Below are 14,696 nucleotides of genomic sequence, written 5' to 3'. Positions count from 1 at the left end.
ATACTGCCCGGATCAATGCTCCGGGAGCCTACATGCCGCGCCGACTTTTCAAACGCTACATGCCGGACCCGACCAGTATTCGGGAACACAAGTCCTTACGCTTTTTCGGCAAGTTGCTGCATGACCCGAACCTCTGGCACCTGAACCGCCATTCGGTGGCGAGGGCCATGGGCGTTGGCCTGTTCGCGGCGCTGATCCCGATGCCGGCGCAGATGCTGCTGGCCGCCGCGCTGGCCATTCCGCTGCGCGGCAACCTGCCGATCGCGGTCAGCCTGGTGTGGCTGACCAACCCGCTGACCATGCCACCGGTGTTCTTCGTCACCTACATGACCGGCGCCTGGCTGATGCAGGTACCGCCGCGCACCCTGCCGGACGAGCTGACTTTCCAGTGGATCACCGACCAGCTGTCGACGCTGTGGCAACCCTTCCTGCTCGGCTCGGTGGTATGCGGTGTGGTGCTGGGCATCCTTGGCTACTTCACCACCATGCTCTACTGGCGCTGGTGGGTGGGCCGGCAGTGGCGTCTGCGCCAATGCCGGTGCAAGGCTTCAGGCACGCATGCCGCGGCCACTGACCAGCAGGCGAACGCACACCAGGTAGAGCACCGCGGTGGCGACCAGCATGAAGGTAATCGCCGTACCAATGCTGATATCCGACACCCCTAGAATGCCGTAGCGGAACGAGTTGACCATGTGCAGCACCGGGTTGGCCAACGACACGGTCTGCCAGAACGGCGGCAGCAGGTTGATCGAATAGAACACCCCGCCCAGGTACGTCAGCGGCGTCAGCACGAAGGTCGGGATGATCGAGATGTCGTCGAAGTTGCGCGCGAACACCGCATTGACGAAGCCCAGCAGCGAGAAAATGGTGGCGGTCAGCAGCACCACGACCACGGTCACGCCCAGGTGGTGCACCTGCAGGTGGGTGAAGAACAGCGACAGGAAAGTCACGATCACGCCCACCGCCAGGCCACGCAGCACGCCACCCAGCACGTAACCGACGAGGATCGTGTGTGGCGATACCGGCGACACCATCAGCTCTTCGATGGAGCGCTGGAACTTGCTGCCGAAGAAGCTCGACACCACGTTGCCGTAGGAGTTGGTGATCACCGACATCATGATCAACCCCGGCACGATGTACTCCATGTAGCTGAAGCCACCCATGTCGCCGATCTGCCGACCGATCAGGTTACCGAAGATGACGAAGTACAGAACCATGGTGATCGCTGGCGGCAACAGGGTCTGCGGCCAGATACGCAGGAAGCGCCGCACTTCGCGGTAGACGATGGTGTTCAGGGCGACCCAGTTGGTGCGCAGCTCCACACTCATACGGCCACCTTCGACAGGTTTTTTTCCACCAGGGACACGAACAGCTCCTCGAGTCGGTTGGTCTTGTTGCGCAGGCTCTGCACCTCGATGTTCTGCAGCGCCAGCTGGCCGAACAGCGCAGTGATGCCGATGTCCTTGTCCACCTGCACTTCCAGGGTGTGCGGGGTCAGCAGCCGGCACGGGTAGCCCTGCAGCACCGGTGCAGTGGCCAGGTCCTGCCTGAGGTCGAGCACGAAGGTTTCGACATGCAGCTTGCCCAGCAACTGGCGCATGCTGGTGTTCTCGACGATGGTGCCGTGGTCGATGATGCCGATGTTACGGCACAGCTGCTCGGCCTCTTCCAGGTAGTGGGTGGTGAGGATGATGGTGATGCCCTTCTGGTTCAGCTCGGTGAGGAAGCTCCACATCGAACGACGCAGTTCGATGTCCACACCGGCGGTGGGCTCGTCGAGAATCAGCAGGCGCGGTTCGTGGATCAGCGCGCGGGCAATCATCAGGCGGCGCTTCATGCCCCCCGACAGCGAACGCGACTGCACGTCACGCTTGTCCCACAGGCCGAGCTGGGTCAGGTACTGCTCGGCACGCTCCTTGGCCACCTTGGGCGGGATGCCGTAGTAACCGGCCTGGGTCACGACGATGTCGAAGGTTTTCTCGAACTGGTTGAAGTTGAACTCCTGCGGCACCACGCCCAGGCAACGCTTGAGCGCCGACGGCTCGCGGTCCAGGTCGTGGCCGAACACGTTGACCGTGCCGCTGGTCTTGTTCACCAGGGTGGAGAGGATGCCGATGGTGGTGGACTTGCCCGCGCCGTTGGGGCCGAGCAAGGCGAAGAAGTCGCCTTCGGCAACATCCAGATCGATGCCCTTGAGGGCCTGGAAGCCGTTGCCGTAGGTCTTGGTCAGCTGTCGGATGGACAGGGCGGAACTCATAGCGGGTCACTTACCGAGAAAAAGGTGCAGGACACGCCAGGTAAAGGCACTGGCGCAGTGAGTGCGGCCAATGGTGCTTGGCCTGGCCGCACAAGTACAGTCATGTGTATTGATAATGACTATCGAAGTAGCCGTGGTGTTCGATCAGGTCAGCGCAGTCATTACCGCTGCCTGGTATGCAGGGCGGGCCTTGAGGCGCTCGTACCAGGCCTCCAGGTGACGCATGGCCGGGCGCTCGATGGGCATTTCGAACCAGGCATAGATGAAGCTACCCAGTGGGATGTCGCCCATGCCGATCTGGTCACCGGAAAGGTACGGCTGTTTGGCCAGGGCCTCGTCGGCAATGGCCAGCAGCTGGGCGCATTGCTTGTGCGCAGCGTTGATCGCCACCCAGTCACGCTGGTCTTCCGGGGTGCGCAACAGGCCCCAGAACAGTGGGCGGAACGGCGTGGCGAAGGACGAGGTGGTCCAGTCCATCCACTTGTCTGCCAGGGCGCGCAGACGCGGGTCGTCCAGGTACCAGCCCTGCTCCGCACCGTACTCGGCGCACAGGTAGCGGACGATGGTGTTGGACTCCCACAGGGTCAGGTCGCCGTCTTCCAGCATCGGCACCAGGCCGTTGGGGTTGCGCGCGCGGTAGTGCGGCTCGTTGACCACGCCGAAGGCGCCGCCGGCGTCAATCGACTCGAAATCCAGGCCCAGTTCGTGGGCGATCCATAGCGCCTTGCGCACATTGCTCGAATTCTTGCGACCCCAGATCTTCAGCATGGCAACGTCCTAATGAATGCGGAGGTGGTGCAGTCTACTCCAGACTTTCGTCGCCTGTACCGGCCTCTTCGCGGGTAAACCCGCACGGGGTTCTGCACCAGACCTGAGAGTGATGCAGTACCTGTGGGAGATTGCCCAGCCCTTTGGGCTGCGCTTTCGCGCAGAGAACCAATATCGCTCGTCTGACGCGTCCTTTGTAGGAGCAGCCTTGTGCTGCGAAGAGGCCGGTACAGCCAATAGACAGGCTTTGTCAGCCCCGGCCTCTTCGCAGCACAAGGCTGCTCCTACAGAACCTCGCCGAACCAATGAGTCATGTGTTGTTCTATGAGAGCGGGTTCACCCGCGAAGAGGCCGGCACAGACAAACAATGCCCTGAAACTCCCGCCGCCATACCCTGTCACTGTTCTGACCCGGCCATTCTCAGCATTGCGTCTAAGCTGTCTGGGACGGCTTACCCCCCTGGTTCCAAGGAGGACCGATTATGTTGCTGTTGTGGTTGGTAGTGCTGGTGATCGGCGCGGCGTACCTCACGCACCGGCGCCTGGCGCCCTTGCAGATTCTTGGCATCTTGGCGGCTTATGTACTGCTGATGGGCATTTTCAGCAGTGCTCCCGGCTGGCTGCTGACCCTGATCTGGATAGTGCTGGCCCTGAAAGTCGCCCTGGTGGCGCTGCCGGAATGGCGCCGCAAGGTATTCACCGGTCCGGTGTTCAAGTGGTTCCAGCGCACCCTGCCGCCGATGTCGCAGACCGAGCGCGAGGCGATCGACGCCGGCACCGTGTGGTGGGACGGCGAACTGTTCAGCGGCCGTCCCGATTGGCGCACCCTGCTCGCCTACCCGGCTCCACAGCTGACCGAAGAAGAACAGGCATTCATCGACGGCCCGACGGAACAACTGTGCGCCATGGTCAGCGACTGGCAGATCGGCCAGGACATGGACCTGCCGCCCGAAGCCTGGGCGCATATCAAGCAGAATGGCTTCTTCGCCCTGATAATTCCCAAGGAGTACGGCGGCAAAGGCTTTTCGGCATACGCCCACTCCCAGGTGGCGATGAAACTGGCTACCCGCAGCGGCGACCTGGCTTCCACCGTGATGGTGCCCAACTCGCTCGGCCCGGCCGAACTGCTGTTGCATTACGGCACTGACGAACAACGCAACCACTACCTGCCACGCCTGGCGCGTGGCGATGAAATACCCTGCTTCGCCCTCACCGGTCCGCTGGCCGGCTCCGACGCAGGCGCCATGCCTGACACCGGCGTGGTCTGCAAAGGGCAATGGAACGGCGAAGAGGTCATCGGCCTGCGCCTGAACTGGGAAAAGCGCTACATCACCCTCGGGCCCGTCGCCACCCTGCTGGGTCTGGCGTTCAAGGCCTACGACCCGGACCACCTGCTGGGCGAGCAGGAAGAACTGGGTATCAGCCTGGCGCTGATCCCTACCGACACGCCCGGCGTCGAAATCGGCAAACGCCACCTGCCACTGGGCGCCGCGTTCATGAACGGCCCCAACAGCGGCAAGGATGTATTCGTGCCGCTGGATTTCCTCATCGGTGGCCAGGCCATGCTCGGCAAGGGCTGGATGATGCTGATGAACTGCCTGTCGGTAGGCCGCTCCATCTCCCTGCCGGCAGTGGGCACTGGCGCAGCCAAATACACCAGTCTGGTCACCGGCCAGTACGCCAACATCCGCGAACAGTTCAATGTCCCGCTGGCTGCATTCGAAGGCATCCAGGAGTCGCTGGCACGCATCGGCGGCAATGCCTGGCTGATGGACAGCGCGCGGTTGCTGACCGCCAAGGCCGTGGATCTGGGCGAGAAGCCTTCGGTGCTGTCGGCGATCCTCAAGTACCACCTCACCGAGCGTGGCCGCGAGTGCATCCAGCACGCTATGGACGTGCATGGCGGCAAGGCCATCATCATGGGGCCGAACAACTATCTGGGGCGCAACTGGCAAGGTGCGCCGATCTTCATCACCGTCGAGGGGGCGAACATCCTTTCGCGCAACCTGATGATCTTCGGCCAGGGCGCCATCCGCTGCCATCCGTTCGTGCTCAAGGAAATGGCCCTGTCCGGGCGCGAGGACCGCGATCAGGCATTGAGGGAATTCGACGACCTGCTGATGAAACACATCATGTTCGCCGCCGGCAATGCGGCCAGCACACTGATACTCAGCCTGGGGCTGGGGCGACTGGAACCCGTGCCCGGCGATGCCCTGAGCCAAGGTTACTTCCGTGCACTCAACCGCCAGGCAGCAGCCTTCGCCCTGCTGGCTGACCTGTCGATGATGCTGCTGGGCGGCGCGCTGAAACGCCGCGAGCGGCTGAGCGCAAGGCTGGGGGATGTGCTGAGTTACCTGTACCTGGCCAGCGCTGCGCTCAAGCGCTATCACGATCTGGGCTCACCGGAACACATGCAGCCCTTGCTGCGCTGGGCGATGGAAGAAAGCCTGGGCCAGGCGGAAACAGCCCTGGACCGGTTGCTCGACAACTTCCCCAACCGCTTTGCCGGCTGTGCGTTGCGCGTGCTGGTGTTCCCCTTCGGCCGTCGCCACACCGGGCCGAGCGATGAACTGGATGCAGAGGTGGCGGCGCTGATCGGCCGCAGCAAGGGCGACCCGGCGCTGGAAGAGCTCCTTGCTGGCTGCTTCAGGCCGCAAGGCGAGGGCGACCCGGTGGCAGCGCTGCAACGGGCTTGCGACTTGCTGGATGAAACCGTGCCACTGCACAAGGTGCTTCATGAGGCGATCAAGGAGGGCAAGCTGCAGCCAGCACCCGGGCAGTCTCTGATCGATGCGGCAGTCGAGCATGGCGCACTGCAGCCGAACGAGGGGCAACGGTTGCGTGAAACCGAGCAAGCCCGCCGCACGGTCATCGGTGTGGACGCCTTCGACAAAACGCAGTTGCTACTGGGGCAGGGCAAGGTACGTTGACCTGCTGATTGCCAGACGCGATTTTGGAGTACAAGCGGTCTTGTGTTTCGACGGGGCGCAAAGCGGCCCCGTCTCTTGGGAAATGTCCCACACCTTGGCAACACGTAATACAGCGCGTGTGCCTGAGGGCCGCTCAGGCACTGGGTGGGAACTTGGAAAGCTGAACTTCACAATCTATTTTATGGTTCGCTTTCATATCAGCCTGGAGGAGAGCTGAGCCCGTTTTGGCAATCACCTTCAGGCCCAGGCCTTCGCTGACGAAGTCGCCAACGGAATAGGTTCCCAGCAGATAGCTGTATTCGGTCCGGTCGAGCGACGCGGGCCTGTGAGTGGTCAAGAATGTGATGGATGAGTGCACAACCCAATCGTCTGGGGCCTTTCTGTACTTCAACGTAATGGTCGAGGCAGAAGGGATGTCACTCATCGCAATCTTGCTGTTACTCGCATCAACCGTCTTATTGGCCCTTTCGCCACTGCCCTCTGCTGGCAAGGTCAGGCCATGGCTGACGTTGGACTCGTGCCAGAACATGATGGCACCGTTCTGTGCCGGGGTGTTGCCCTTTTCCATGATACGCACCTCGCGTGGAAGATTGAGTGCCCTGAACGCCTATCACCGCCAGCAACGGTGCAGTGTCGTTGTGTGGGCTTGAATCTAGATCAATACCCGTGCGTGCGCACCTGGCAGAATTGACAGGTCCATGGTTCGCACGCGGTGCTCGCCGACCATGCCGCATCGGGTAATCACAAGGCGCAATGGGGCGGAGCAGCCACCACCGTCCCCAACCCGCCCTCAACCGGCGTATACTCCGCCCCCGTTTCAACTACCCCGAGGACCGCCCCCATGGCCAACCCCCACCTGGAATACCACCTGCAACTGCTGAACCACCTGCGTACCATTCTGGTGGCTCTGGGTGAAGCCGAGCAGGTACCGGAGGAAAGCCACACCCTGTTTCTCGAGCGTTTCGACGAATTGCTGACCCTGCTACCGCAAGACCCGCTGGAAAGCCAGTACCTGGGCCAGGACCTGATCTGCCAGGTGATCCAGCGCTACCCGCAAATCGCCCACCTGGTGCCACGCGACCTGCTGTGGTTCTTCGGGGGTGACTGCCTGCACTACATGCCCGACGAAGAGCTGGACCTGTACCAGCAGCTGGAAGAACGCCGTTACGAAGCCGAGCAGAGCGGCGAAGCGTTCGACTGGCACCAGCAGAAGCGTCTGATGAGCCAAGCTCAAGGCGACAATACCCAGCACTGATATGCACGGCACACCGCACGCTTGCGAGCGTGCCTTGCAATGTCTCCAATTACCTCACCAAAGGTAGACTTCGCCTACAGCTTCACCCCGCCCCCCCTTTCTATCCTGCACGCCGAACAGTTTTTGCCTGTTCGGCCCGTTTTTTCGCCCCCAGGATCAGAAAATGAAAAAAACCCTTCTCGCCATCGCCTTTGGCCTGGCAAGCAGCACAGCATTTGCAGATACAGGCACGATCACCTTCGCCGGCTCGATCAAACCCGGTGGTACCTGCCCTATCGACCTGGTCATCCCAGGAACCGGAACCAGCATCCCCAGGCTTGAAATGGGCAGCCTGCGAGCGGAGGACTTCCCAGCTACAGGTAGCAAGTCCAAGCTGATTCGTTTCGCCTTGAAGGTCACGCCAGGTGCCGGCTGTATAATCGGCGGTCAAGATGGCTATGTCACGTACAAGCCCGTTTACGATACAGCAGGTACAAAGCTATATGGCCTTGACAAAATCGACCCGGATGCCGCGAAAGGAATAGCGCTTGCCATCCTGGATAGAGCACAAAACTACGTGGAGCCCAATAAGGAATCCATCGCATATCCGCTCGACGATACCCTGCCCTCGGAGATGGACTTCTTTGCACACTACGAGTCCACCGACAAGACCGTAGAGCCTGGCCACGCAAACGTCCTGGTCGAATACACGTTCGCGCTCAAGTAGCAACAAGCCCCCAGGCTCGATCAGGGCCTGGGGCACACGCAACGCCCCCTGTAGAGACTCCCCATGCGCCATCCGACTTCAAGCAAGTTCAACCTGACCTCGGCCTATGCCCTGGCCATCTGCATGCTCCTGCTCGCCCCCTTCAGCGCCAATGCCGCCCTGACCATCAGCTCCACCCGTATCATCCAACCCAGTGACCGACAAAGCACCAGCATCGTCGTGGCCAACCCAAGCAACCGGGCCTATGCCGCACAAGCCTGGATCAATACTGAAGCCGATGACAGCACCACTGCGGTCCCCTTGATTGCCTCGCCAGCGCTATTCCGCATCGACCCGGGCAGCGAGCAGACCGTGCAGCTCAACCGCCTGCCGAATGACTTGCCAAAAGACCGCGAGTCACTGTTCTTCTTCAACCTGCAGGAAATCCCGCAAGCCAACGATAAACCTGACAATGTGCTGAACATCGCCCTGCGCACACGCATCAAGGTTTTCTTCCGCCCCAGCCAGCTAAAGGGTCGCCCACAGGATCATCTAAAAAACCTCACTTGGTCCGTGCAATCCATAGACGGCAAGCCGCACCTGGTGGTGGACAACCCTACTCCCTACTACTTCACCTTCAACCAGCTGACCTTCATCACCCCAAAGGGCAGCGAAAAAATCGATGCCAGGAAGATGGCCATCCCGTTGGGCAGGCAAACCTATCCGCTGAAAACACTGCCAGCCCAGGGCAACCTGAAGGTCGATTTCACCACCATCAATGACTACGGAGCCATAACGCCAGCAATGTCCAGCCCGGCAAGGCGCTCATGAGCCTGATCAGGCTTTCAGCACAGGGTGATATTCCGGGAAGTCGACCCAATGCGCCCCGTCATCGAAACTCACCTGCACATGCAGGGTGAACTGGGCGTCACGTTTGAGGGTGGCGAGAAACGTCTTCGGCACGGTGACGTCCTGGTTTGCCCCAACGCCCTGACGCACCTGCATTTCGTTTATGGCATGCGCGGTCAGGACATGATGCGGTCCAGCCTCGGCACCGCTCTGCAACACCCCCGTCACCCAGATACTGATGCGCTGCCCAACCGCAATCAATCGCCACGGAGCCAGCTGTACGGGCACCCTGGCCGGTGCACTTGCCAGACTGAAGCCATCGCTGGTGGCACCTATCAGTTCGATAAGAGGCAGTTTTTCTGTGAGAGCCGTGACTTTCAGATTGCGCGGGGTGGAGGGAAACTCATCGATGCCGTCATCAACCTTGTATGAAACCTTGAGTACCTGGTTACTGTAAGCCAGCAAATTCTTCTCAGGGATCAAGAACCGTTTATCTGTACCCGGCAACACTTCGGATGTTGTGAAATAACCCGCATCACCTGGCTCTCCCCAAATGACGGTCACCCGCTCCTCCGGATAAATCACGGCCTCTTCGGGAACGATGACCACCATCGGAGGCCGGTAGTCATTCAACTGCAACGACAACGCTTCTCCAGAGCCTGTTGCCTGGGGTATTTCAAACCAAGGCAAGGTCCGGGGAATTGGAGCGGCAGCTATCTGCAACGGCACAGGCCTGGACCGGGCGCTGAGATTGCCCGCGCGGTCACGTATCTGATAGTGGACATAGCGCTCACCATCGCCTCGCGATCTTATATCGTCGCCTTCGATCGACAGGAAAATCGGCTGAGAAGTGTCCTGCCTGGTAATCGTATATTCGCCAAGCTTGTCATTGGCAAAGGGGCGATCGTCCCAGTAGTAGATAATTACATCGCCTACCGCAGCCTTCTGGTAAACAGGTAGCTCAGCGAGTAAGCGATCTTCATGCTTTTCCAGATAGCGTGCCGTCACCCCCTCGCGTCCGACTTCCTCATCAAACAGCAAAAGCCCCTCATCGCCGCCGAGTACCGGGGGGACAGTATCAATCGTAAGGGTCAGCGGACTGGAGTGTGTGATAACACCATTGAACCCATACACTTCATAAGTGACTTCCTGGGTGCCGTGCAGCAGCACTGCTACAGGGGCTTCCACGAAAAGCTCGTCCTCGGGTATCTTATCCTCCCAACGCTTTGGCTCACCAACCGCCACTCCGTTCCAGTACAGCGTCAATACCTCTGGAAGACCAGGCATCGGGTTGGACTCTTGCCAGATGGGCACTTCGATCCTCAACGGCCGGCCAAGGGCCGCAACCGGCAACAAATTCAGCTCACCCTCAGGGATGTTCGCGAGCGCCGCCGGCGCAGAAGGAGGGTCGAGCAGGCGCTTGCGAAACAGGCTCGCTAACTTCTTTTGCAGCCAGAACAGAAAGCCCGCGGGTTTGATGTACATATCACCATCCTCTTTGAATCCGACCCACAAAAAAGGAAGGCCGAGGCCTTCCTTCTCCTTAGTGATCACCAGCTGTACCGGAACCCGACATTAGCCCCCCACGGCTGCTCGATCTTTTCTCCGTTGGCGTAATCGAAATCGGCATGCAGTTGCATGCGCTCGTTCAAACTGATGGCGACACCCATGCCGAATTCGGCGCGCGAGCCCGACAGATCGTTATCGAACCGATTGTCGTTGACCTTGACCTCATTGCTGCCGACGAATTCGTGGGCGTAGGCGAGACGTACGTAGGGCTGCACCTGCCGCCCTTTGCAAAGCTGCACGGTACGCCCCACGGTTGCCCCGGCCTTTCCAAGCAGCGAACGGGTATCGTCACCCTGAGCCTTCAGGCCATTGTCCAGGTGATAATCCTTACCCTGGATCGTGACCATGGCCCACTGGGTGTAGGGCTCGACAAAGTAACCCTGCCCCAGGTCGATGTTGCGCCCGAATTCCGCGGAAATGCCCAAGCCCAGGTTGTCATAGTCACCTTTGCTGCGCTGGCCATCACTGAGAGCAACCTTGGCACTGTTATCGAAACGGTTGGCCTTCATCACACCATCGAAGTAGTAGCCACTTTGTGCATCGAGCCAGGTGGCGTAAAGCCCCAGATAATAGCTCTTGACCTCAGCGGAGCTGCCGCGAATCAGGTCCAGGTCAGATGAGCTGTGACCCGCCATTACGCCGGCCAACCATTGGCCGTCACCAAATGGAAGTGGCGCATCGACCCCGATCGAGAACCCACGCTGCACCTGGCTGTAGGGGCTGCCCGCACTGTCCGAAACCTGGTACTTGTTGCCATAAGCCCTCGCCCATCCCCCTGCCTTGCGCTCATCCAGGCGTAATTCCCCCATACGGCTGCGCAAGGTAGTCAATTCACCGTACCAAACGGTGGGCGCGGTATTGAACAGCGCCAGCACCGATGCAGTGCCAGGGCTGATCACTTTACGCGTGCCATCGAGGAACCAATCGTTACCACGCTGTACCAACTCGTAGGAAAATGCACCGAGATCCACCGGGCCATTAACCAGAGAGAAGCTGGCATCACCTGCTGCCGCATGCACCAGGTGAAGGGCGTTCTCACTCACGGGGTCCGCACCGCTGCTACCCACCAGCAGGCTATGGCTACCGGTAGCGTTGCCTACCTCAAGGAAGTCTGTCGCACCGGTTGTGAAGTCAGCATCCATGATGAAGGTACCGCTACCGGCCAGCGTACCCAGCGTCAAGCGCTGATACTGCCCTGGCTCACCGAAACGGACCACGCCACCATTCATGGCCAGGCTGCCAACCTGACTGCTCTGTACCATGTTCCAGCGCGCCTGGTTGTTCAAAGTCAAACCGGCCACGTTCTCCAGGTGCCCGGTCAGGCTGGCCTGATTGTCCAGGATCAGGGCCGCACTGGAACCTGCCTCGACCCGTACATCCCCTACCAGGTGGCTATTGTCCACAGTCATGGTGGCCTCGGACCCTCCCACCACTTCAAGCAGGTTACCGTTGCTCGCCACCAGGCTCGAACCACTGGCAACGACGATGTCCGCCTTGGTCGGGCCGATCAGGGAGTGCCCCACGACAATCGCCGAACCATCCTGGCCCTCGACCCGCGAGCCAACCAAGTTGATCCTGGCGGCCCCCGAGAACGTGGGGTCGGCAAGTACCAGCAAGCCGTCAGTGGCGCCAACCACCGAGCTGCCCTGTGCCGAAAGCTCGGCGTTGCCAAACAACTGGGCTGCAGGTGCAGTGCCGTTGCCAACCAGCGTGCTGCCCTGCAGCACCAGACGTGATGCAGCGGACACCAGAGCCCCGGCTCTGCCACCCTCGACATGGCTGTCGGAGACCAAGGCCGAAGCACCTGTGCTGCCATCATGCTGCAAGCGTAAGCCAAAGCGGTCACTGACCACCCGAGAGTTGCCGGCGATGCTGGCGGAGGCGCCCGCTACCAGATCGATACCATCCGCACGTTGGGCCTCGATCGTGCTGGCTTGCATATTCAGGTGCGCACCAGTACCGACAGCAACATCACTCATTGAAGCCCCCACCGCATTGAGCCTGGCGTTGGGGTTCAGGCGATAGTTGTCGAGCGGGGTAGTACTGTCTATATCAAGCGTACCCTCGACGGTGGTCACTGCCGATACACCAGGGGTGACCAAAAGCATCATAGGCGCCATGCAGAGCGCTTGCACTAAAGGGCTCAAAGACAGTTTCCGGCCTTTATTCATTAACCTCAAACCTCATTCATGTCGGATCATCGTTGCCAATGGAAGGCGATCACCGACAAGGCTACAAGGGAAATTCCCAAATCTCTGTAGGAAAATTCCTAAACTCCAAATGAAACCAACGCCGATGCCAAGTTGGCTAGACACCGCCATATTTCATTCAAGGTCTGAGAGGACAACTACCGGATGCATCCTGCATGGAAACAACTTGCTCCGCCAACTCTGAATTAACAGTTTTTCCGTCGATAGAAAAACTGTAATAAACACGCCCTCGCCCATAATGAATGGTAGCGTGATAATGAAAAATTGGCAGAATGTAGTCATCATACGGCTGCACACGCCACACCAACTCAGTAAGGTCTGCTTCCGTCAGATCTATCACCTCGTCTAACACAGTATCGTCAATTCTCTCCTCACCGCTAAAGTTATGCACAGCGTACCAATGCATGGTCAATTGGTCGCCTGCCTTCAAACCATAATCACCAAGGCCTTTTATCAATACTCTGATTGCCGGATCCAATGGACTAGGGTTGTCATCATCGTACAGGGCTCCGCAGGTCAACCAACCTTCAGGCGGATTCTCACTGGTATTTCCCCCCAAAAAGGCGGGCGCATCCGGGCGTAGAACAATGGCTTCGACATTGACGATGGTACTTGGAGACTTCGGACGATTGGGCACACCAGGGCGTTCGACCATATAACACACAGGCACACTGCCATTGTTACGCGCTTCGATATAAGCCCAGGGAACATCCACATTTATTTCCGCCCCCAAGTCTTTGGCTACCAGCGTGTAGTCAATCTCGACGACATGTTTATCATCCCAATAAAAACTGACAATATCGCCCTCTTTGAAAGCCGCATCGATTGTGACTTTCAGCACAGCGTCCTGTTTCTCATCTTCCGGCAGCAATGTATTCAGCGCACCGGAACTTCTGCCAAAAACTTCAGCAAGCGAAAGTTTCGGATTGACTGGGTCTGGCCAGCCAGGGTCAGTGCCTGGATCAGTCGGCCCGATGACCTCCAGGTTCACATCCACATCAATGTCTTTACCGCCCTGCGGCACCGCACCGCGGCGCAGTTCATAACTGACGTTGGTTTCTACGTTGCCCGTGCTCGTAGCGCCATATTGATCCCACAATTGCTTGGGCAGGACCACGAATTCAAGCGGAAACTTGGGAGCGCTACCTATTTCACGCCAGCCGAGCCCCACCGCCCCCCACCTGACCTGCACCCAATCGGTCGACTTCCAGTTGTCAAAGCTCGGAACCTCCACCACTACCCCGGCCCAGGCATCCTCCTGATCAATCAAGCCATCTGCCGCCAACGGCACGACCGGGTCCTGAAGCCCTGAGGGCAGCGTTCCCACGGCAACCCCCACAGCCATCGGCAATGACAGCCTGCTGATATTGCCAGCCTTGTCGACCAGTGCATACAGTACATACACCCCGCCATCCCCCACCGCCTTGATCTCATCAGCGGGTACCTTCAATCTCTTTGGCAATACATCTATCACATCGGAAGCAACCGGAGATATCATGGATGGATCTTCCGGAACATGATTCAGCCAGTAAACATAAACCTTATCGCCAACCGCGTACGTGTCATAGTCCGGCAACTCGACCGACACATTGTTAATATTCGCGTCAACAACATCATAGCCCAACGCAGGAAGCGCGACAGGCGTGCTATTACCGTAAGGAGGCATACGGTCAAAAATCAGGCTCAGCACTTCAGATTCCGTCGGCGCAGAGCCGTTCCATGGTTTGACCTTGTAGCTAAATAGCTGCGACCCATCCACCCAACTCTCGACCTTATCTTTATCTATGACTATCGAAAGTGGGAACTTCCCAATATCAGCGCCTGTATACTCTTCACTCCACAGCAATGTAGACACACCGCTCGCGGAGGCATGATAGATTTCCAATACATCAAAAAAACCCGCCGGAGTCCCTTCCAGCAACGGCCACGCCTCGATGCTGATGACCAGATTCTTCTTGGCGTCAGTCAAAACAGCGCTGAATACCGTACCATCCCGGGTGTCTGCCAACAGAGTCGGATCTATACCCGGCTTGACCAGCGCCTTACCTTCCGAGTTCACGGCTCTTGCGCGCCTTACCGTTTGCCGAGTCGACTCAGCTGGCGTATGAATCTTGCTGCTCATTCCGATGGCCCACCCTGTCATGATTGAAGTCAACATTAATTTCAAAGCCAAT

11 protein-coding genes and 1 pseudogene are annotated in these 14,696 nt (G+C 59.1%); 5 read left to right on the top strand and 7 right to left on the bottom strand.

Going from position 1 to position 14,696, the window contains the following annotated elements:
• Positions 1 to 32: 32 nt before the first annotated feature.
• Positions 33 to 539, top strand: a pseudogene (locus tag E5221_RS08555) (DUF2062 domain-containing protein); the annotation flags it as partial.
• Positions 540 to 548: 9 nt separating this feature from the next.
• On the opposite strand, the gene E5221_RS08550 reads toward E5221_RS08555, so the two are convergent.
• The 3 genes from E5221_RS08550 to E5221_RS08540 form a co-directional block, all read right to left on the bottom strand.
• Positions 549 to 1,328, bottom strand: a complete 780-nt coding sequence (locus E5221_RS08550) for an ABC transporter permease (RefSeq protein ID WP_015269397.1) — start codon at positions 1,326 to 1,328, stop codon at positions 549 to 551.
• Positions 1,325 to 2,257: an ABC transporter ATP-binding protein gene (locus E5221_RS08545; protein WP_013971560.1), complete on the bottom strand. Its 933-nt coding sequence runs from the start codon at positions 2,255 to 2,257 to the stop codon at positions 1,325 to 1,327. Before E5221_RS08545 ends, E5221_RS08550 begins: the two co-directional genes overlap by 4 nt.
• Positions 2,258 to 2,401: 144 nt before the next feature.
• Complete coding sequence (locus tag E5221_RS08540) at positions 2,402 to 3,025, bottom strand: glutathione S-transferase (RefSeq protein WP_182328560.1); 624 nt, start codon at positions 3,023 to 3,025, stop codon at positions 2,402 to 2,404.
• A 481-nt stretch (positions 3,026 to 3,506) separates the two neighbouring features.
• Here E5221_RS08540 and E5221_RS08535 point away from each other — a divergent pair, with 481 nt between their 5' ends.
• A complete protein-coding gene (locus E5221_RS08535; protein WP_247847123.1) occupies positions 3,507 to 5,954 on the top strand; it encodes an acyl-CoA dehydrogenase in 2,448 nt (815 codons plus the stop codon).
• Between the two features lie 133 nt (positions 5,955 to 6,087).
• Here the strand turns inward: E5221_RS08535 and E5221_RS08530 are convergent, their stop codons facing one another.
• Positions 6,088 to 6,522 carry a hypothetical protein gene (locus E5221_RS08530; RefSeq protein ID WP_247847121.1) on the bottom strand — a complete coding sequence of 145 codons (435 nt, stop codon included), beginning with the start codon at positions 6,520 to 6,522 and terminating at the stop codon, positions 6,088 to 6,090.
• A gap of 273 nt (positions 6,523 to 6,795) precedes the next feature.
• On the opposite strand from E5221_RS08530, the gene E5221_RS08525 reads away from it, so the two are divergent.
• From E5221_RS08525 to E5221_RS08515, 3 genes are all read left to right on the top strand, one after another.
• On the top strand, positions 6,796 to 7,209 hold the full coding sequence (locus E5221_RS08525) for a PA2817 family protein (RefSeq protein ID WP_247847120.1): 414 nt from the start codon (positions 6,796 to 6,798) through the stop codon (positions 7,207 to 7,209).
• A gap of 163 nt (positions 7,210 to 7,372) precedes the next feature.
• Positions 7,373 to 7,915, top strand: a complete 543-nt coding sequence (locus E5221_RS08520; RefSeq protein ID WP_061552368.1) for a fimbrial protein — start codon at positions 7,373 to 7,375, stop codon at positions 7,913 to 7,915.
• Between the two features lie 63 nt (positions 7,916 to 7,978).
• A complete protein-coding gene (locus E5221_RS08515) occupies positions 7,979 to 8,725 on the top strand; it encodes a molecular chaperone (RefSeq protein ID WP_247847119.1) in 747 nt (248 codons plus the stop codon).
• A gap of 6 nt (positions 8,726 to 8,731) precedes the next feature.
• Here E5221_RS08515 and E5221_RS08510 read toward each other — a convergent pair whose 3' ends face one another.
• The 3 genes from E5221_RS08510 to E5221_RS08500 all read right to left on the bottom strand — a co-directional run bounded on the left by E5221_RS08510 (position 8,732) and on the right by E5221_RS08500 (position 14,644).
• The gene (locus E5221_RS08510) at positions 8,732 to 10,228 is read right to left on the bottom strand and encodes a hypothetical protein (RefSeq protein ID WP_247847118.1); all 1,497 of its coding nucleotides are present in this window, start codon (positions 10,226 to 10,228) and stop codon (positions 8,732 to 8,734) included.
• 65 nt (positions 10,229 to 10,293) lie between these two features.
• Positions 10,294 to 12,432 (bottom strand): autotransporter outer membrane beta-barrel domain-containing protein, encoded by a 2,139-nt coding sequence (locus tag E5221_RS08505; protein ID WP_247847116.1) that lies wholly within the window; start codon positions 12,430 to 12,432, stop codon positions 10,294 to 10,296.
• A 208-nt stretch (positions 12,433 to 12,640) separates the two neighbouring features.
• The gene (locus E5221_RS08500; RefSeq protein ID WP_247847115.1) at positions 12,641 to 14,644 is read right to left on the bottom strand and encodes a hypothetical protein; all 2,004 of its coding nucleotides are present in this window, start codon (positions 14,642 to 14,644) and stop codon (positions 12,641 to 12,643) included.
• Between the last annotated feature and the right edge of the window lie 52 nt (positions 14,645 to 14,696).

This window comes from Pseudomonas sp. A2 (assembly GCF_023100865.1).
Taxonomy (GTDB): domain Bacteria; phylum Pseudomonadota; class Gammaproteobacteria; order Pseudomonadales; family Pseudomonadaceae; genus Aquipseudomonas; species Aquipseudomonas asiatica.
This window is presented reverse-complemented; position numbering and strand designations above follow the sequence as displayed.